The organism is Prevotella sp. oral taxon 317 str. F0108, assembly GCF_000162415.1.
GTDB lineage: Bacteria > Bacteroidota > Bacteroidia > Bacteroidales > Bacteroidaceae > Prevotella > Prevotella conceptionensis.
The window spans coordinates 470,068-490,825 of sequence record NZ_GG740073.1 but is presented as its reverse complement, the minus strand read 5'-3'; the positions used below and the strand labels follow the sequence as shown (position 1 = coordinate 490,825).

Genomic DNA, 20,758 nt, shown 5'->3' with positions numbered 1-20,758 from the left:
AGAACCAATCTCTTTTTTACCGCAACCCCAACTCAATAACTTATAAGTTCAAAAGCTCATGAACTCGAAAGCTCAACAACTCATAAACTCCCTACTTATTATATTGGCAGCCTGCACATTCAGCACACGCAGCGAGGCAGCCACGTACAACGGCGTGCACCAACTGGTGGCTCGCCGCTTTCCGTTTATGGTTGGCAAGGTGGTGTTTCAGCCCCTCGCAGGCACTCACGAAGAGGCATTCGAACTACAAACGCCAGGCAAACGCCTCGTGGTAAAGGCCACTTCGCCCTCGGCAGCGGCCGTCGGGCTGAACCATTACCTCAACAACTACTGCCACATCAGCATCTCCCGATGCGGCAACAACCTGCCCACCCACTTCCGCCTAGTGCCCATACAAGGCACCGTTAGGCGTACCACACCTTTTAAATACCGATACGCCCTTAACTACTGCACCTATAATTACAGCTACGCCTTTTATCGTTGGGCCGACTTCGAGTGGGAATTAGATTGGATGGCGCTTAACGGCGTTAACCTCATGCTGGCCCCTTTGGGCATGGAGGCAGTATGGACCGAAACGCTTAAAACGCTTGGTTTCGGGCAGAAAGACATTCAACGATTCATCCCCGGACCGGCTTACACCGCCTGGTGGCTGATGGGAAACCTCGAAGGTTGGGGCGGACCAATGAGCGAAAGCCTCATTGCCCTGCGCCTGCAACAGCAACGACAGATGCTGCAACGCATGCGCCAATTGGGCATACAGCCCGTGGTGCAGGGGTTTCCGGGCATCGTGCCCACCTTTTTAAAAGCGCGTTTCCCCCAAGCGCACATCATCGAGCAAGGCAAATGGGGCAGCTTTCAGCGGCCCGCCGTGCTGTTGCCCAATGGCGATGGCGTGTTCGAAAAGGTGGCCGAGGCCTATTATCAAAGTCTAACCAAGCTTTTAGGGGCCGACTTCGAGTTTCTTGGCGGCGACCTTTTTCACGAAGGGGGCATAACCACGGGCGTTGATGTGGGCAGCGTTGCCGCACAAGTTCAACGCCAAATGCTACGTTTTTTTCCTCGTGCCAAGTGGGTGTTGCAGGGTTGGAACAAAAATCCCTCGCCCCAATTGCTGCGTGCACTCAACAAGCAACACACCCTCTTGGTGAACCTCAGCGGCGAAATTGCCGCCTCGTGGGAAAGTTCCGACGAGTTTGGGGGCACACCTTGGCTTTGGGGTAGCGTCAACCACTTCGGCGGAAAGACCGACATGGGCGGACAATTGCCCGTTGTTGTGGCCGAACCACACCGCGCCTTGGCCCTAACTGTCGACAGTGTGATGCAAGGAATAGGCATCTTGCCCGAGGGAATAGGCACAAATCCCGTGGTGTACGACTTGGCTTTAAAAACCGCATGGCACACTGCAACGCCCGATGTAGATAGTATGCTGGTGCAATACCTTGGCTATCGCTACGGAGAAGTTCATCCCGACCTACTCGCTGCATGGCGCATCATGCTCAAATCCGTGTATGGCGAGTTTGCCATTAAGGGCGAAGGAACGTTCGAGTCGGTGTTTTGCGCCCGCCCATCGCTACGCGTAACCAGCGTATCTACATGGGGACCCAAGCAAATGCAATACCAACCGGCCGACCTTTACCGCGCCTTGGGGCTCTTCTTAAAGGCTGCCGCTGCCCCAACGCTACGAAATAGCGAAACATACCAATACGACTTGGTAGACCTTGCCCGACAGTCGCTAGCCAACTACGCCCGTACGGCATACGCCAACGTGGTACAAGCCTACGAGCAGAAGAACGCCGAACAACTGCAACTGGCCACACGGCGTTTCGAACACCTCATCATGCTGCAAGACAGTCTGCTGCAAACCAATCGCCACTTTCTGCTGGGCAACTGGCTGCAACAAGCCACGCAATATGCCCCCAACGCGGCCGACCGCCAGCTGTGCGTGCTCAATGCGCAAACCCTGATTAGCTACTGGGGACCCAACGACCCCGCCACAAAGGTGCACGATTACGCCAACAAGGAGTGGGCAGGCATGCTCTCCACCTATTATCTTCCGCGCTGGCAAGCCTTTTTCCGCGGGCTGCAAGCCACCATCGGCACGGGCAATCCGCCTGCCATCGACTTTTTCGAGATGGAGAAACGCTGGGCCAACACGCCCCAACCCATCAACACCAAGCCCCAAGGTAATGCCGTGCAGATGGCCCAACGCGTGTTGCGAACCATCGTTCCGCCCTACCTTAACGCCAGTTTAGACGTAGAAACGCGACTAAACGACCTGCTACCGCGGATGACGCTCGACGAAAAACTGGCCCAAACACGCCACATACACGCCAAACACTATAACGACAACGGCACGGTTAACCTGCAAAAGCTGCGCACCAACCACACCGGCGGACTTAGTTTCGGCTGTTTCGAGGCCTTCCCCTACTCGTCGGCGCAATATCTAGCGGCCGTTTCCACCATCCAACGCCACGCTATGGACAGCACCCGACTGGGCATTCCGCTCATTCCCGTGCTCGAAGGCATACACGGAGCCGTGCAAGACGGCTGCACCATCTTTCCCCAAGCCATTGCACAAGGGGCTACTTTCAACCCCCCGCTTATCCAACGCATGGCCCAGCACGTGGGACAAGAGATGCGCGCCATAGGTGCAAGGCAGGTACTTGCGCCCGATCTCGACCTCGCACGCGAGCTTAGGTGGGGTCGGGTGGAAGAAACTTTCGGCGAAGACCGCCTACTTGTGGCACAAATGGGCTTGGCCTACGCCACGGGCATTCAGCAAGCGGGGTGCATTCCCACGCTGAAACACTTCGTGGCGCACGGCACTCCGCAGGGCGGACTAAACCTCGCGTCCGTTAAAGGCGGCCGTCGCGAGTTGCTCGATGTCTTCGTTCGTCCCTTTGCCCACGTCATTTCGCGCACCCTTCCCGCATCGGTGATGAACTGTTACAGTGCTTACGACAACGAGGCCATCACCTCCTCGCCCTTCTTCATGCGCCAGTTGTTGCGCGATAGTCTGCATTTCCGCGGCTATGTGTACAGCGATTGGGGCTCGGTGCCCATGCTGCGCTACTTCCACCACACGGCCGAAACCGAACGCGAAGCCGCTAAACAAGCCATCGAGGCCGGCATAGACCTCGAAGCGGGCAGCGATTACTACCGCACGGCCAAGCAGTTGGTGGACCAAGGCGAACTCGATGCCGCACTGATAGACAGCGCAGCGACCAACGTTTTGCGCACAAAGCTGGCCGCAGGACTATTTGAAGACGCCCGCCCCGACACCCTTAACTGGCGCAAAGCCATACACACCGCAGCGGCCGTGGCCACAGCTAGACAGTTGGCCGACGAGAGTTTGGTGTTGCTCGAAAACCCCAACGCCCTGCTGCCACTTAACGCCCAAAGGCTGAAACGCATCGCCGTGGTGGGTCCCAATGCCAATCAAGTGCAGTTTGGCGACTATTCGTGGACGGCCGACAATCGCTATGGCATCACGCCTTTGGCAGGTATTCGACAGTACTTGCAGGGCAAAGGCGTGCAGGTAGACTACGAACGCGGTTGCGACTACTACTCGCCCAAGACCGATTCCATCCCTCATGCCCTTCGTTTGGCAGCCCAAGCCGACCTCACCATCGCGGTTGTGGGTACGCAAAGCATGCTGTTGGCACGCGCCTCGCAACCATCTACCAGTGGCGAAGGCTACGACTTGTCCGAACTAACCCTCCCTGGCGCACAACAACAACTTGTTGATAGCCTCGTGGCCTTGGGCAAACCGCTGGTAGTTGTGCTGGTAACGGGTCGGCCGTTGGTAATGGAGAGTTTCCGACATCGTGTTGGTGCATTGGTGGTGCAATGGTATGGCGGCGAACAAGCAGGCCTTTCGTTGGCCCGAATGCTCTTCGGCGAGTTCTCGCCATCGGGTCGTTTGCCCGTGTCATTCCCCAAAAGCGTGGGTCAACTGCCCGTGTACTACAACGCCTTGCCTACCGATAAGGGCTATTACAACAAGAAAGGCACGCCCGAAAAGCCAGGGCGCGACTACGTTTTTTCCGACCCTTACCCTGCCTACGCCTTCGGTCATGGCCTTAGTTACACCGCTTTCGCCTATCGCGCGCTGCAACTTTCCAGTCGCACGGCCGTAGAAACCGACACCGTGGAGGTGCGTTTCGTGGTGCGCAACACGGGTAAGCGCGCGGCAATGGAGGTGGCCCAGCTTTATGTTCGCGACCTTAAAAGTTCGGTTGCCACGCCCGTAAAGCAGCTTTATGCGTTCCACAAGGCCGCCATTGGCCCAGAGAAAGAACAACATTTCGCCCTCCGTTTGCCCATCGCCGAATTGTATTTGCACGATAGAAACATGCGCCGCGTGGTAGAACCAGGGCAATTCGAGTTGCTTGTTGGTGCCTCCTCGGCCGACATCCGCCTTCGCGACACGCTCACCGTGGTGTCCGTCGCCCAACAGAAGTCTGTCAACAACGCGCCCACAACGTTTAAAACAAACACCCAACGCACACCGCAGGCCACGCCCACCACAAGCAAAACCATCCGCATTGCAGGCATAGTGCGCAACGTTCAGGCCTTTCCGCTAGTTGGCGTAAAGGTAACGGCCGATGGTAAGACGGCGCAAACCAACGCTCGCGGCGAGTATTCGCTCTCCGCCCGCATTGGTTCCACCCTCCGTTTCGCCCTCGCCGGCTATCGCACCGAAACGCTTGTGGTGAAAGAAAATGGCTTGTTTGATGTGGAACTAACACCAATAACGCCGTAAAGACAATCTAACATAGAGCTGACAAGCCCCAACTACCGGCCTCACCCACAATCGGCCTCACCCCCAACCCCTCTCCAAGGGGAGAGGGGAGTAATATGCTTTGTTTCTATTCGTTTACTTTGTAGTTGCATGGCATTTCACTCCCCTCTCCCCTTGGAGAGGGGTTGGGGGTGAGGCCGGTAGTGGGGGTGAGGCCGATTGTGGGTGAGGCCAGTTGGGGGTTGAAGTCTGTAAGCTGGCTGTTCCTGTATTTCTTTTTAAGTTGTTTTGCCTTCTAGGTTGTAATGATAATAGGGCAATGTAGAAAACGCGCGCATCCGTGCCCACATCTGTGTGGCCTATGCGTGCAGGGTAACTACATGTTGCACAACTCTCTCTTGTATAATAAGCATGACTATTAAGAATTTAAACATTGAAGAATACCTCTTGGGGCATTGCGATGCACAGCAGATGCACGAGTTGGCAAGCTGGGCATCAGGTTCTGGCAAGCGGTTGCGTTTGCTCTTTGCCCTTCGCTGCGCCTTTCTCGACTTAAAATACCAGCATCATTTCGACGATGCCAACCTCATTGCCACCGCCGAACAACGCCTTTTCGACACCATTTCCAAAGGCTGATGGTTGCCCTTTACGCCGAAAACTACTTACAAACTCAAAAACCTATCAACTTATAAACTCACCAACTTACAAACTAATCAACTCATCACCTCACCAACTCATAAACTCAAAAACTAACCAACTCAAAAACTTAAATCGTTATTTTAATTTTACAATACGGCTTTAATTTTCGCTCCATTCTAGCGAAAATATAGGTCTTAAAGTAGGTAAATAGGTACTATTTCCAACCTTTCACCCCATTTGTTTTGTCTATTTTTAAGACCAAAACCTGCATTTTGCACCATTTTGCCATTCTAGATTGGTTGCCGGCTCATTATTTTTTAAACCCAATTACCCCCATTTTACCCCTAAAATCCCACTTTTTAATAGTAGTTTTGCCCTTTTGTACCATGCTTTTAGTGGTTCTAAAAGGTTTTGTTTATACCATTTGCAGTGGATTTTTATGCTTTTCGTCTCGCATTTAGCACCATTTCGCCTTGCATTTAGCACCAAAACGCACTCCATTTTGCACCAAAACGCGAGGTATTTTGCACCAAAACGCAAGGCGTTTAGCGGCAAAACGCACTTTATTTTGCTGCAAATAGCCCCCAAACAGGTGCAAAGGGCAGCCATTTTAAATAAAAATTCATTTTGCCTGCATTTATAACCACCCCCTTTTTGCACCGACACAAACCCTCGCGAGAATCGATTTTTTGCGACAAGGCGAACGATTGGCGGCAAAAAGGGCACTCATTGTGTTAAATTTCTTGCTGAAAAGTTTACAACCATTGGAGGGTTAACGAGTGGATAAGTGAACGAGTTAATCGTTCATCTTTTCGTATTGTGACCTAAATGCGCCCATTTTGACATAAGAACATAAGAAACATAAAGAAGTCGTCTTTACTTTTTCCACATTATCTGCCACAGAAAAGATGCTTTCAACTTGTAAAGAAGGGGTTGAAAGGGCTTCCACCAGATAACCTTTTTTGAGGCATAACCCCGTTTGGCCACAGACAAATGCGGCATAACTTCATATTATAGCGCATCTTCGTTCCGCGCTTCGCACATGTGCGGCGTGTTTATCGTATGCCGGCATCATAAAGACCATAAACCCCGCTTTAATTTATGGAAACATTAAAAGTCAAGACGATTTTGCCATGTAGCGGTGCAAAGCAAGTAACGTTTACATCACATTTATTGCCCGTCGTACCTGCAACATAAGTAGTTTTGGCGTAAAACTGGCTTACGCGGAAAGCTAAATTCCACATTCACAGCATGCCAATCGTTTGCACAAATTGTTAGCTTTGCATCTGTTTATTCAACCTTTTGTTGATAGAAAAGTGCGCCTTTTGATGTGAAAAAAGGTAAAAATGAAGAAGATTTTTTTGTCGGATTGATTTTTATGCGGTTTTTTTACTATATTTGCCGCCTTGAAACTACAATCGTACAACGTGCCGTTTGTATGGCCTTTGTTCGTTAAACAAGCGGTAATTTAATCAATGTCTTACCTGTATTTCATTAAATATCATCACTCTTTATAAACTAATTGTATGGCAATACATCTGAAACGCTATCTACTTGCAGTGTTCTTAGGAGCCTTGGCCTTGGCCACACTCCTACCCACCGAGGCAATAGCCCAGACTCAGGGCAAGCGCATCTCGGTATCGTTTAAGGACAAGCCGCTAGCCAGCATCCTCGATTTCGTGGGGCGACAAGGCGACTACGAAGTAACTTACACCGACGACGTGCGAAACGACACGTTGACGGTAACTATCTCTTTTGAAAACGTAGATGCCTTGCAAGCCGTGCAAAGCTTGCTGGCCAGAACCGCTTTCGCCTACAACGTAGACGGAAAGAAAATCAACGTCTACCGCATGGAACAACACAAAGAAACGGCTTTTACCCTTAAAGGACTTGTGAAAGACAAGGACGGACAGCCCGTTTCGTTTGCCACCGTGCAGATTAAAGGCACTACCCAAGGCACAACCACCGACCTAGACGGGCACTTTACCATGAAAGTAGACCGCCAAGAGGGCAACGTAACCATATCGAGCGTGGGTTTCGACACCAAGACCGTGAAGTATGATGCGCGCCGCGAGTTGAGCGTGCTGTTGCCTTCGGCAGAAAAAATGCTGGGCGAAGTGGCCGTCATTGCCTATGGTAAGCGTAACACACGCGAGCAAGTGGGAGCCATTGGCTCGGTAAAAGCAGAGGATTTGCAGAAAGTGCCCTCGCCTAGTCTTGAAAACTTGCTGCAAGGACGCATAGCCGGTGTAGACGTTACCAACCTGTCTGGTTCGCCAGGTGGTGGCGGTTCGAAGGTAACCATACGTGGATTTAGCTCGCTCAACCAGCAAGGCGCGAACGATGGAACGCCGCTTTACGTGGTAGACGGCGTGCCCGTGGCCAACGACCCCCAAAACATGGGTGGCATTAACGCCCTTGCCGGACTGGACCCATCCAGTATCGAGAGCGTGCAAGTGCTGAAAGATGCCGCCTCGGCATCGCTCTATGGTTCGCGTGCAGGTAACGGCGTTATCCTCATCACCACCAAAAAGGGTAAGGCCGGGCGCAACGAAATACAGGTAAACGTATCGCAATCCATGTCGTGGTTGCCCGCAACGCCCAAACAAACCATTGGAAAGGCCGAACGCGACATTGCCCTGATGCTGGCCAAGAAATACCGCTCGGCACACTACGACCCCACAACCGACCGCATTGTGATGCCTAACGACTATGCAGACACATGGGGATGGGGCGACGACCTTGACGGAGGTATGGACTACCTGTGGCGCAATGGAAACGTGATGAGTGGCGACAGGAAGATTAATCCCATCATGCAAGACTCGCTGAACACCTTCTATAACAACCGAACCAACTGGTGGAAGTATGGTTTTAGGTTGGGACGTGTTACCAAAGCCGACGTGCAACTGGCCGGCGGTACCGAAAACATGCGCTACATGGCCAATGCAGGCGTGTACGACGAAACGGGTATTATGATTAACTCCAACTTCCGCCGTTACAGCTTGCTCACAAACCTCGACTTCAAGCTTTCTACCAAGCTCGATGTATTTATACGTTTGAACATGGCTTACACCAACCAAAGTGCTGGTTCGGGCGGACGCGTGCAGGGACTAACCTTCGACCCCAAGCAAACGCCCAGTGTGCTGCCCGGCAAAGGCAGCACGGCCGAACGCGAGGCGGTGAAACAACTGCGCGATGTAGACCAAACCAACTCGAACTACAACTTACGCCTGAACGGAGGTCTTAACTATTCGCCCATAAAGGGTTTGAGGCTTACCTCCACAGCTTCGATCGACCACTATTTCACGCGCGTTTACATCTTCCGCCCCAGCTATTTGATGTACGACAACCTGTCGGAGGCGCGCGGTTCGAACGCTGCAATGACCAACCTTCAAACCGAAAACATTGCCACATACAATGCGCCTTTGCCCCAAGACCATAAGTTGGAGCTGATGGCTGGTATTACTTACAACTACGATTTGATGCAAACCATCGGCGGATGGGCTAAGGGTGGCCCCACCAACCAGGTGAAATACGTTGGCGAGGGGTGGCCCACACTGCTTAAAGACATCAGCGGACAGGCCAAACCTGCGAGAAACTTCGACTCGAACAAGGAAGATCAGGCCATGCTCAGTTTCCTTGGACGTGCCGCCTATGGCTACAAGAAGAAGTATTTGGGCGAGTTCTCTGTTCGCCGCGACGGTTCTTCGGTCTTTGGCAGCAATGTTCGTTGGGGCACATTCCCCTCAGTGGGCTTGGGTTGGGCGTTCAGCGAAGAGCGTTTCATGAAAAAGCTGTGGTGGCTTAGCTTTGCCAAGCTGCGCGCTTCGTGGGGACGTTCGGGCCAGAAGTTCCAAGAGCCTTACCTGGCATTGGGCACACTTTCAGAAACCGACGTGTTTAACGGCACTGCGGGATTGGTTCCCGCCGCATTGGCCAATCCAAACCTTACTTGGGAGAAGAGCGACCAGTACGATGTGGGCCTCGACCTGCAAGTGTTGGATTATAGACTGAAATTCAAGCTCGACTACTATTACAAGTATTCAAGCAACTTGCTTATGGAAAAATACTTGCCGGGCAACTTCTTCTATACAGGCAAGGTTTGGGACAACGTTTCGGCCATCTCTAACGAAGGTATCGAGTTTGACGTGCAAGCCGACCTTATCCGCAGTAAGGACCTTAACCTGAGTGTTGGTCTCAATGTGTCGCACAACCGCAACCTTTTCCGCAAGACAGATAACGGCGAAGACCTGAACGACAAGGTGCTGGGCCGACCCGTTTACGGCATTTACACCTACCAAGACGAGGGAATAGTAAAAGACGAGAGCCAGATACCATACTATTATAGTCAGACTGGCTCGCGCTTGCCCCTCTACTTTGGCAACCCTAACTATCCCTTGCGCGTGGGCGGAAGGAAGATTAAGGACCAAAACAAGGATGGTAAGATAGACAACAGCGACCTGTATTATGCTGGTAGCACCCTGCCAACAGCCTACGGCGGCGTCAATGGACACCTAGACTGGAAGGGCTTTAACGTAGACGTGCTGTTTAGCTACGTGCTTGGCCGCAAGGTTATGAACATGGTTCAAAACAGTGCGTTCACCTTTAACAAGAGCGTTAACCCCCTGATGGCCCATTTCAGAGCCAACGAATATTGGAGCAAAGACAATCCCAACGCCACTAAGCCCTCCTTAGAGTTTGCCGACCCAGGCTACTTGGGACACTTCGACGGCAATGTAGACTCGAACATCGAGAATATCAGTTTCGTTAGGTTGAAACAACTGGTGTTGGGCTACACACTTCCCGCAACGTGGTTCAAGTCTAAATTCATAAAGAGCATCAACGTGTACCTATCGGGCGAAAATCTCTTCATGCTCACCAACTACTCTGGTTTGGACCCCGAAGTTATCGACCCATATACGGGCAAGGACGATGGTTCGCAGTATCCGCTAAACCGCAAACTTACATTTGGTTTCAACATGAAATTCTAGAAAGATGAAAAAAATAAGCATCGCAACGCTACTCTTGGCATGCACACTAACGTCTTGCAGCCTAGACATACTGCCAGAGAATGCGCAAACATACGACACAGCGTTCAACAACGAGGCAGGAGTGAACTCTGCCACCGCCTCGGTTGAATACTTTATCAACATCTACGCACCCAACAACAACACGTTTACCACCGTGGGAGTGTTTGCCGACACGCTGCAAGATGACATGGAGGTACGCCGCTGGAACCCAAGACGGATTATTGGGCAAAACGAATCGTGGAAAGAACTCTACGACATCGTCTTTGCATCTAACGTGATTGTGGACAATATCCACCGGGCAAAGGGCCTTACCGACGACCGCCGCAACCACTACTTGGGGCAAGCAGAGTTTGGTTTGGGCTTTTGTTACTTCCTTTTGGCGCAACGTTTCGACGACGCGGTTATCACCGAGAATTCTTACGTGATTAAGGAATACGCCACTTCGTCGCGAATAGACGTGATAAACGCGGCCATCGACCACGCCACAAAGGCTTTCAACATGCTGCCCACCTACGATAAGCTGCGTAAGATGGACGGAACGCCCATTACCAACAGGCAAACGGCATCGAAAGGAACATGCGCTGCACTGCTGGCACACCTCTATGCCTGGAAAGGAAGCATCATCGAACTGATGAAATTGGAGGGCGACGCACAGGCCGCTTACACCAAGTCGATGGAGTATTCCACCATGCTGATAAACAAACAGGTGGGCGATTACAGCCTTTGCAGCACACCAGAAGAGCTTTGCCAATGTTTCTCGGCACCCGAAAAGACCAACCCCGAGGCCATATTCAGCTTTTTATACGACAAAGCACGTTCGGGTCAAACGTTCTCGCCCAACAAAGTGGCCGAAGGCTTTGTAAGTTGGCCGGTAGACGAAACACAAACGCTGGCCGACATTGCTAGCCGTCCAAGGTTTAAACTTTACAAGGAAACCATCAGCAAGCTGTACCCCGATGCAGGCGACTTGCGCCGCACGGCTTTCTTCTACAAGTTTGATACGGACCACACTGTTGGCGGCCACAACTACGCCATACCCTACAAGTTCCGCACAGCTGTTATCGACCCCGACCAAACAGCTCCGTCGGGTAAGCTATATCGCTCGATAAATGCCGACTACGTGTACTGGCGTTTGGCCGACTTCTACCTGCTCCGTGCAGAATGTGCGGCCAAGCTAGGCAACGAAGGGCAGGCCATTGCCGACCTCAACGTTATTCGCAATCGTGCAGGAGCCACCGCTTATCCCTCGGCCAACGACACCAAGGGACTGCGCAAAGCCATCTTCCGCGAACGCGAACGCGAATTTATCGCCGAGAACGATGCCCGTTACGCCGACATCATCCGCAACAATTACATCAAGGACGAGCTGACTGGCAAGTTCACCACCCTTACGTTGAACGACATGCGCGGCGGTGCTTTGGGCCTACCACTGCCCACCGATGCCAAGACAGATAAGAACGGAAACCCCATTAACAAGCTTATCCGCCAAAAAACGTATTGGCAACGATACGAATAAGCAAGGTAACAAGCAACATTTCCTAACCGCGGCCGCTGCAACAACAAGTAAAGAACGGCGGCCCAAAACAGAAAGAATGAAAATGAAACGCATTAAATTTTTCGTTGCGGCATGCTTGCTGACACTTGTTTCGGTGAGTTGCACGCAATACAATTTCGAAGATACGGGCGAGGCTTACGGCGTGCACGACTGCACAATGTGGGACTATTTCAGCAAAGACCCCTACAATTGGAAACTGTTACAAGAGATGATAACGCGCGCCGGACTAGAAGACGTGTTCAAAGGAACCAGCTCTTACGGCAAAGACATCACCTATTTTGGCGCTACCAGCAACAGCATACGCGCCTATCTCTTGGCAAACGGCATGAAAACCGTTGACGAAATACCCGTAGACGACTGCAAGGCATTTGTGCTTAACGGCCTGCTTGCCAAGCACAAGATGCTCGACGACTTTAAACCCGGACGAAAAAGCAGCGACCCCAACGTGCTTATCGGCACTGGTGGCGAAACGTTCGACATGGCATCGGGCAAGAAATTCTGGATTTACACCTTCAACGACACATACAACGGCGTGCCAGGTGCAGGTCCTAAGCGGATTTACGTCACCTCGTTAGATGCAAGTAAGGAGAGTACCGTGGCATCTAGCAACATTCAAACGCTCACAGGCGTGGTGCATTCAATGGATTATGATTTCAGACTAAGCGACTTTTAACACATGAAGAAGATATATAATTTGGCTCGCGCGCTCTTTGCAGTGGCCTTCATCGTCATGGCGGTGGCTGCTTGCAACACCATGCCCGTAGGATTTCTACGAACGGAGGGCGCATCGTTCAGCCCCGACACGCTCAACGTGTACCACAACCCACACGCCAGCACCCCACGCTATAACGACCATCGCCCCTGGGTGTCGTATCGCATACAGGGAGTAGCGGGCACCAACCCCATCAACTACGAACTGGCCGACGTTAAGGCCACCGAAGGCGGAGATGCTGAAAAGTTTAAAGCATTAGCCCAAAAGGGACTGCTTAAAGTAGACGGTGGTATGATTGTATTGATGCAAGAAGGCGTGGCCGAACTGCCAACCAGCGGACGTTACACCCTCTCGCTAAGAGTTTATAACGATGGGCATTCGAAAACCATCGACGATGTTTACACCATCATCGTTGGCGTTGACGAGCCCGAACCAGAACAACAAAACCCATAAAGATATGAAACGACTGATATTATTGCCCCTCATGATGCTGGCCCTGCTATGCAAGGCACAGGGCGAACAAGGCATAACGTTCTTCAAGGGTTCGTTTAACGAAGCCTTGGCCGAGGCTAAAAAGCAAAACAAACCCCTCTTTGTAGACTTCTACGCCACATGGTGCGTGCCCTGTAAGCGCATGGCCAAGGAGGTTTTCACGCTCCCCGAAGTGGGCGAATACTTCAATCCGCGCTTTATCAGCTTGCAAGTTGATGCCGAAAAGCCCGAAAACAAGGAGATTGCCAAGCAATATAAGGTGGAGGCCTACCCCACTGTGGCCTTCATTGCGCCCGATGGACGAACCATTGGCGTGAACGTTGGCGCTCTTGGAAAAGAGGATTTGCTTGAAGCGGCCAAGGTTGTGGCCGGCGAGGGCGTTAGTTTTGAACAACTTTACGACGAGTATAAGAAGAACCCCAACGACCTGGAAGTGCAACAACAGATGCTGATGAAGGCTCCGAACTTCCTTGCAGCGCAAGAAGGAATGGATGCCGACAAGTGGGTTGTGCGCATTCAGAAGCTTTACAAGGGCTATATCGCCGCCAAAAAAGGTCCGAAACTCATCAACAAAGACGACTACGCCATTATCTACAACCTTGAAGGAAACGACGATAAGGCGCATAAGCAAGAGATGGTTGACTTTATCAACCAGAACCTAGACGCGTGGAAGGCGGCCATTGGCACGCCCGCAGCCTACTATGTGGTGATGGCCAATGATGCTTGGGCCGAAGAACTGGTGAAAGAAGGCAGCGACAAGTACAAGCAATACGTGGAAAAGATAAAGAACGAGTATGCTAAGGCATACGAAGTTGCAGCTCTGCCCACCCTGCCCGCCTACGAAAGGGCAAAGCTTTACTACGATGCGCTGTACAACCTTTATAAGAATAAGGACGTGAAAGGCTACATTCGCGACATGAAAACCCTCTTGCAGAAGATGGGCGACAAGGTTGCGCCGGCCGATTATGGTAAGGCTGCACAAGACCTTTACAACGCTGCCGGCAAGAAACTGACGGCCGACGACCACAAACAAGCCATCGAATGGGTGGAACAAGCATTGAAAGCCGAAGAGGCTGTGATGGAACGCGTAAACTATCTCGTGATGATTGGCGACTCGTATCGTGAGCTGAAAAACTACGCTAAGGCCCGCGAGTGCTACAACCAAGGCTATGCCGAGTCGCTAAGAATGCAGAACATGGAGATGCCGCAAGCTATGGTGCAGAACGCCATCAAGCATAAGCTGGCCACTTTGGAACTGCTAGAAAAGTAAGTCCGTATGAACACAACGCTAAGAAACCTAACGCGACGCATGCGTACGGCCATGTTGTGCCTTGCCACTATCGGCTTGGCGCAACAGGCCTACGCCCAAAGCGAGGTACTAAGAACGGGTAAGTTGCCCAACGGGCTTACCTATTATATATATAACGACGGCTCAACGCCGGGCGAGGCACAGTTCTATCTTTACCAAAACGTGGGAGCAGTGAACGAGGCCGACAACCAAACGGGCTTGGCTCACGCGCTGGAACACTTGGCCTTTAATGCCACCGACAACTTCCCTGGGGGCGTTATGGCTTTCCTTAAAGCCAATGGGCTAACCGACTTCGAGGCCTTTACGGGTGTGGATGATACGCGTTATGCCGTACACAACGTGCCAACGGCCAACGCACAGCTGATGGGCAAGATGTACTTGCTGCTCAAAGACTGGTGTCATGGCATCAAGATACAGCCCGCCGACGTTGAAAAAGAACGCGGAATTATTATGGAAGAATGGCGCAGACGTGAGGGAATAGACCGCCGCATCACCGACAGCACGGCACGAGTGATGTACAACTACTCGAAGTATGCCTACCGCAACGTCATTGGCAACGAGGCTCGCCTACGCTCCTTCACACCCAAAGACGTGCGCACTTTCTACGATACGTGGTACAGACCGCAGTTGCAGTTCGTAGCTATCATAGGAGATGTAAACCTCGACCAAGCCGAACGCACCCTCAAAGCCACCCTCTCGTCGCTCCCCAAGAAGGCAACACCCTACGATGCCGAACTCCGTAAAATCGGCGACAATGCTCAACCGCTGTACATGCAGTTCGTTGACAAGGAAAACAAGAGTCCCTCGTTTGGTCTTTACCAACGTGTGCGCCTGCCTAACAACCCCAATTCCGAGGAAGGCACGCGCAATTTCCTTTTCACGCGCATATTCAACACCTTGGCGCCACGCCGCTTTGCCCGTCTTAAAAATGCCGATGCCGAAACCTTCATTGCGGCATCCGTAAGCCTTTCGCCCCTCGTACGCGGCTTTGCGCAGGTGGCATGGGATGTTGTTCCCTATGCCAACAACGCGCATCAGGCCATGCAACAGCTGCTCGACGTAAGGGGAGCAATAGCAAGCGAAGGCTTTTCGAGTAAGGAATTCGAGGCCGAAAAGAGCGAAATGTACCAAGGAATGAAGGATGCTTTGGAGGCTAAGGGACTGGGAACGCCCGACAATGTGTTCAACCTGATGAAACAAAACTTCCTTTACGGAACGCCCATCAGCGACTTCCGCGAGCAAATTCAGCGCAATATCGAAGTGCTGGTTGAACAAGAAGTGGAAGATTTTAACGCCTGGGTGGCCAAATTGCTCGACCATAACAACTTGGCTTTCATCACCTACGAGCGTAAACCCAACGAGTTAGACCTATCAGAGGGCACTTTCCTCGCGGCATTAAAAAGCAGTGAGACGCCATCCATAGGCGTTGCACCAGACAACACACTGACCAAACTCGACCTCAGCCACATCGTTGCAGGTAAGATTGTAAGCGAAAAGGCCATATCTAAGCTTGCCGCCAAGGAATGGAAACTGTCTAACGGCGCACGCGTAATCTACAAGTACCTGCCGCAAGCCAAAGGAATGCTCTTTTTCTCGGCCACAGCTCCCGGCGGACGCGCTGCCGTTACGCCCCAACAATTGCCCAGCTACATGGGCATGCGCAATCAGCTGATGCAAACGGGCGTGGGCGGATACAACCGCAACCAACTGGCATCATGGCTGCAAGGCAAAGACATTGACCTTACCATGTCGCCTGGCGACTACTCCGACGACTTGTCGGGCAGTGCACCCGTTGCGCAAGCCGACAACTTCTTCGGTTACCTCAATCTCATATTGTCGCGCCACGACTTCTCTCAAAGCGTGTTCTCAAAGTATGTTCAGCGCAGCAAGTATCTCTACGCCAACCGCTCGCTCGAAGGTATGGATGCAGCACAAGACTCTATTCGCCGACTGCTGTTCCCGCCCTCGGAGGCCAACCCCGAACAAGACGAGGCCTTCTTCGACCGCATGCAGTTCAACGAATTGCCCTCGCAGTTCTTCGCCCACTTTGGCAATGCAGCGCGCTACACCTACTTCATCGTTGGCGACATGCCCGAAGTGCAGGCCAAAAATCTGGTAACACGTTATCTGGCATCGCTCAAAGGCGACCCCAAACAAACGTTGCCAGCACCCACGGCCATGAACTTTGCATCGAAAGAGCCACTCATCAAGCGCACCTTCAACGTGGAAATGCAGGGCGACTTGGCCGAAATTGAGCTGTCGTTTGCCAACAACCTGCGCCTAACCGACAAGGAGCGAGCCGCATTCCAAGTGATGCGCGGCATCTTGGAAACTAAGTATTTCGACGAGTTGCGCGAGAAACAGCACCTAACTTACACGGTTGGCGTGAAGGCCGACTACGTTTCGGAACCCGAAACAGCCGAGACACTCAGCATACACCTGTCAACAGCGCGTGCATCTGTTTCCACTGCGCTGGCTCAGGTAAAGGCATTGCTCGACGATGTACGCCTTGGCAAGTTCTCGGCCGACGAGTTTAAGGCCGCAGTTGTGCCCTTGGCGGTAGACGAACAAACGCCTGCCTCGCCCGAAATGGCTACCAATCCCATGTTGTGGATGGGTACATTAGGCATATATGCCCAAACGGGCGAGACCATAACGCCCGAAGAGAGCGCAGCCGTCGACCCCATTTTCAGCACCCTAACGCCTGCCGACGTTTCGGCCGTTGCAGCTAAGATACTCAACAATGCCGTGAAACGCGAAATTGTTGTGCAGGCCATTGTGCACGAGGGCAAGCTAAGCTAACCACAAGCACATGCGCAATACACGATAAACGTTATAGCAAACAACCTAAAATCGGCGTTCGCATTCTGATAAAGAGATGCGAACGCCGATTTGTTTTTCCCAAACAAGGCAACGCCACTCTCAACCACGTTGCGACAAAACGCATTACCTACGGTTGTTTAGAACGGCATTCAACATTTACCTGCACAGAATGATAATCAAACAGAATTGCCTTGGGGTAATTGTTTTTATAAGAATGAAATACGTGTGTAGCCTCGCCATCAACAAAGCCTTACACAGAGAGAAGGAACACTTTGGTTTGCTTACGATGCAACTATGGCTTTCCAAAAACCAATCATGTTTGGCTATAACCAATTATGTTTGACTATAACATCAGTACACAACAAACTCGTCAGCTCAAAAAATCATCAACTCACAGACCCACGAGCACATTAACTTAAAAACTCATTAACTCAAAAACTTACCAACTCATCAACTCAAAAACCATCAACTCAAAAACTTATCAACTTAAAAACTCACAAACTCATCAACGCACAAACTCACAAACCTACCAACTCAAAAACTCACGAACCCATCAACGCACAAACTTACGAACTCAAAAAACCATCAACTTAAAAACTTAAATTGCTATCTTTTATTTTACAATACCGCACTAATTTTCGCACCGTTCTAGCGAAAATAGAGGCCATAAAGTAGGTAAATCGGCACTTTTTATAGCCTTTCACGTCTTTTAAATTGTCCGTTTTTAAGCATACAACCTGCATTTTGCACCATTTAGCCTTTCTAGTTTGGTTGTAAGCTCGAAATTTTTCAAGTCCAATTACACGCTTTTAGCCCCTAAAAACGTACCTTTTAACCACTATTTCACTCTTTTCAGCGATGATTTTGGTGGTGATAAAAGGTTTTGTTTATTCCATTGCCGTGAATATTTATGCCTTTCATCTTGCGTTTAGCAGCATTTTGCACTGCGTTTTGCACCATTTTACCTTGCGTTTTGTACCATTTTACCTTGCATTTAGCACCAAAACGCACTGCGTTTTGCACCAAAACGCACTGTATTTAGCGGCATATTGCACCACATTTAGCAGCAAATAGCCCCAAAACAGGTGTAAATGGCGACCCCTTCAAATAAATATTCATTTTGTTGCATTCACAAACCAGCCTCCTTTTGCATCAAAACAACCCCCCGCGAGAATCGATTATTTGCACGCTGGCAAACGATTGGTGGATAAAAAGGGTACTCATAATGTTAAAATCCGCACTAAAAACAAGACATTTTTGGGGTTAGTAAGCGTTAGGTTTAGTAAGCTGGTCGGGATGGTTTATCTAGGTTATCTGGCTGTCTTGTTTTTCTGGTTGTCTAGTTTCTCTAGTTTTCTTAGATTCTCTAGTTATCCTAGCTATTCTAGTTATCCTAGGTTTTCTAGCTCTTCTAGTTCTCCTGGTTATTCTAGTTATCCTAGCTATTCTAGTTATCCTAGCTATTTAACAACATTAGGTCTGTTTGTTCATCGGTGGTGCGCAGCCATCTTTTCACCCCCTTCACCTTTTCACCTTTTCACCTTTTCACCTTTATAAGCCCTTTCACCTTCTCACCTTTATAAGCCCTTTCAATTTTTCACCTTTAAAGGGCGCAGCCATCTAACCTCTGCTTTTCCTAAACGTGATGCCATAAAACCTGTTGTTCCAAAACAGTTCTGTTTGCTTGTCTTCAGCCTGTGGCGGAACACATTGCTCCATTTCGTGCAAGTCTACCGTCTTACCATCGAAATACGACTTAGAGAAAACGCTTTTCTTATACTGCGACTCCACAAAGTCGGCCGTCTCGTCGGCAACAAGAATCTTACTACCAGGTTTGGCTACCCTCAGCATTTCGTTCATTGCACGAGCCTTATCGTTAAAGAAGTTGATGGCTCCGTTGTGGAAAACAAGGTCGAAAGCATTGTCGGCAAAAGGCAGTTGTTCGGCAGGACATTGCACAAGCGTTAAGTTTGTTTTCTTCTGCCACTTCTTTTTGCACCGCTTAAGCATGCCCAACGAAATGTCGGCACCCACCAACTCCATCGTTTTAAGGTCGACACCCTGCGGAAGATGGTGCAAGTCGGCTCCCGTACCAATAGATACGTATAGCACGGAGATGTTGTTTCGCCACTCCAAACGGCTCATCAGCTGGGAGCGCAATTGGTCGATAGCTCCGCCATATTTAAGCCGCCCTAGCCATTTCTCTCCAAAATCGTAAACGTAAGACATCCAATCGTACATCTTCATGTACTTGTGGTTATCCCCACTAACAAAGTCGTTATCCATATACACGAAGATGCCGCCCTCTTGTTTTAAACCTTCTGCCTTAACTTCGGGTTTCAACCATGTTGATATATCTGCTGCCATAATGATGATGTGTTGTTATGTTGTACACGTTTCTCTTTTAATCGGTCGTTGCAACAGGCCAAAGAACCGCCGTAATGGCTCTCTCGCCTTATGAATGATACGTCTCCCATAGCCCAACACAGCACGCACAAGCGCATGGTGATGTGGCTTTGGGAAACATTATCACTATGATGCAAAGGTAAAAAGAAAAATAACAACAAGCAAGTTCTTCGCCCTTAAACGTTGTGTGTTTGTTCATGGAATGTGCCACATCGTTTGTTTCCAGCAGGTGCAGAACAAAAATAAGAACGGAAAGAGGCGAAGAAGATAGGCAGATAAAGGTGGGTGGATGCTGTTAATTACCTTTATGGCTTGGTTTTGCCTAACCGTGCTGACCATTTTCTTAATTGCAAAACACGTAATGCCGGTCTGAAAAGGGGCATCAGCCATAAGATTTAAGAGCCATTGAACGTAAATAACAGAACCCACCTAAGATAAAAGTCTTTGCAAAAGTACAGAGGAAAACCCCTAACGGAAGCTTTAACCCAAATCGGCCGTTAAGGGTCTGTGCAGATATTGTGTATTGTTGAGCACCTTGTCTGTCTTATTCCTGAAGGCATAGCGGGCTACGGCAAGAGGATAAGACAGGCAAGATGCCGACAAGCAAACGAAAGATGAGCATGAAACAACGGAAACAACCTAAAACAATTGGTAAGCGGCCTGAGCGACCGATTAGGGGTTAATCAACAGGCAACGGAACCCCACTTCTTAACGTTACTTGTGTTACCTTGCCCGACACAAGCCTTATCTCCCCATCGTACACGAGGCTTTCCTTATCGTATTTAACGACACTTCCTGCATAATACACTTTAAGATGATAATCGCCTTGGGAGAGTTTGCTCATCTTAAAGTCAACGTCGTACATACAGATGCAATCTGCCAACACTTCAAAGCGTTCCTTATGATGAACAACTAAGGTAATTTGATTGCCCTCGCAGGTAACATTTATCACTCGTTCTCGTATGGCGCAATTGTCCTTTACGTCTTCCACCTTACATTGGGCAACCCCATCTTTCCCCAGTTCAATGCTTAGTTTCGTTTGTTTGTT

Annotated in this window: 10 protein-coding genes; 8 read left to right on the top strand and 2 right to left on the bottom strand. The window is 50.5% G+C overall.

Annotated elements, in window-relative coordinates; translation table 11 throughout:
- Positions 1 to 58 precede the first annotated feature (58 nt).
- The 8 genes from HMPREF0670_RS08535 (at position 59) to HMPREF0670_RS08495 (ending at position 17,283) form a co-directional block, all read left to right on the top strand.
- Complete coding sequence (locus tag HMPREF0670_RS08535) at positions 59 to 4,765, top strand: alpha-N-acetylglucosaminidase TIM-barrel domain-containing protein (RefSeq protein ID WP_044077996.1); 4,707 nt, start codon at positions 59 to 61, stop codon at positions 4,763 to 4,765.
- Positions 4,766 to 5,155: 390 nt separating this feature from the next.
- Positions 5,156 to 5,380: a hypothetical protein gene (locus tag HMPREF0670_RS08530; RefSeq protein ID WP_044077995.1), complete on the top strand. Its 225-nt coding sequence runs from the start codon at positions 5,156 to 5,158 to the stop codon at positions 5,378 to 5,380.
- A 1,529-nt stretch (positions 5,381 to 6,909) separates the two neighbouring features.
- A complete protein-coding gene (locus HMPREF0670_RS08520; protein WP_052296871.1) occupies positions 6,910 to 10,374 on the top strand; it encodes a SusC/RagA family TonB-linked outer membrane protein in 3,465 nt (1,154 codons plus the stop codon).
- Between the two features lie 4 nt (positions 10,375 to 10,378).
- The gene (locus HMPREF0670_RS08515; protein ID WP_009230758.1) at positions 10,379 to 11,929 is read left to right on the top strand and encodes a RagB/SusD family nutrient uptake outer membrane protein; all 1,551 of its coding nucleotides are present in this window, start codon (positions 10,379 to 10,381) and stop codon (positions 11,927 to 11,929) included.
- Positions 11,930 to 12,011: 82 nt separating this feature from the next.
- Positions 12,012 to 12,641, top strand: a complete 630-nt coding sequence (locus HMPREF0670_RS08510) for a hypothetical protein (protein WP_044078076.1) — start codon at positions 12,012 to 12,014, stop codon at positions 12,639 to 12,641.
- Positions 12,642 to 12,644: 3 nt separating this feature from the next.
- A complete protein-coding gene (locus tag HMPREF0670_RS08505; protein WP_009230756.1) occupies positions 12,645 to 13,133 on the top strand; it encodes a hypothetical protein in 489 nt (162 codons plus the stop codon).
- A gap of 4 nt (positions 13,134 to 13,137) precedes the next feature.
- Positions 13,138 to 14,442, top strand: a complete 1,305-nt coding sequence (locus HMPREF0670_RS08500) for a thioredoxin family protein (RefSeq protein WP_044077993.1) — start codon at positions 13,138 to 13,140, stop codon at positions 14,440 to 14,442.
- A gap of 6 nt (positions 14,443 to 14,448) precedes the next feature.
- The gene (locus HMPREF0670_RS08495; protein WP_009230754.1) at positions 14,449 to 17,283 is read left to right on the top strand and encodes a M16 family metallopeptidase; all 2,835 of its coding nucleotides are present in this window, start codon (positions 14,449 to 14,451) and stop codon (positions 17,281 to 17,283) included.
- A 1,641-nt stretch (positions 17,284 to 18,924) separates the two neighbouring features.
- Here the strand turns inward: HMPREF0670_RS08495 and HMPREF0670_RS08485 are convergent.
- The gene (locus tag HMPREF0670_RS08485) at positions 18,925 to 19,671 is read right to left on the bottom strand and encodes a class I SAM-dependent methyltransferase (protein WP_009230753.1); all 747 of its coding nucleotides are present in this window, start codon (positions 19,669 to 19,671) and stop codon (positions 18,925 to 18,927) included.
- Positions 19,672 to 20,389: 718 nt separating this feature from the next.
- The coding region (locus HMPREF0670_RS08480) for a hypothetical protein (protein WP_083786808.1) at positions 20,390 to 20,758 on the bottom strand (369 nt) is incomplete at its 5' end.

Excerpts from the sequence above, each read along its gene's own strand:
- HMPREF0670_RS08535 (WP_044077996.1), top strand. The coding sequence starts at position 59 with ATGAACTCGAAAGCTCAACAACTCATAAACTCCCTACTTATTATATTG.
- HMPREF0670_RS08485 (WP_009230753.1), bottom strand. The coding sequence starts at position 19,671 with ATGGCAGCAGATATATCAACATGGTTGAAACCCGAAGTTAAGGCAGAA.
- HMPREF0670_RS08530 (WP_044077995.1), top strand. The coding sequence starts at position 5,156 with ATGACTATTAAGAATTTAAACATTGAAGAATACCTCTTGGGGCATTGC.
- HMPREF0670_RS08510 (WP_044078076.1), top strand. The coding sequence starts at position 12,012 with ATGAAACGCATTAAATTTTTCGTTGCGGCATGCTTGCTGACACTTGTT.
- HMPREF0670_RS08500 (WP_044077993.1), top strand. The coding sequence starts at position 13,138 with ATGAAACGACTGATATTATTGCCCCTCATGATGCTGGCCCTGCTATGC.
- HMPREF0670_RS08505 (WP_009230756.1), top strand. The coding sequence starts at position 12,645 with ATGAAGAAGATATATAATTTGGCTCGCGCGCTCTTTGCAGTGGCCTTC.
- HMPREF0670_RS08515 (WP_009230758.1), top strand. The coding sequence starts at position 10,379 with ATGAAAAAAATAAGCATCGCAACGCTACTCTTGGCATGCACACTAACG.
- HMPREF0670_RS08520 (WP_052296871.1), top strand. The coding sequence starts at position 6,910 with ATGGCAATACATCTGAAACGCTATCTACTTGCAGTGTTCTTAGGAGCC.
- HMPREF0670_RS08495 (WP_009230754.1), top strand. The coding sequence starts at position 14,449 with ATGAACACAACGCTAAGAAACCTAACGCGACGCATGCGTACGGCCATG.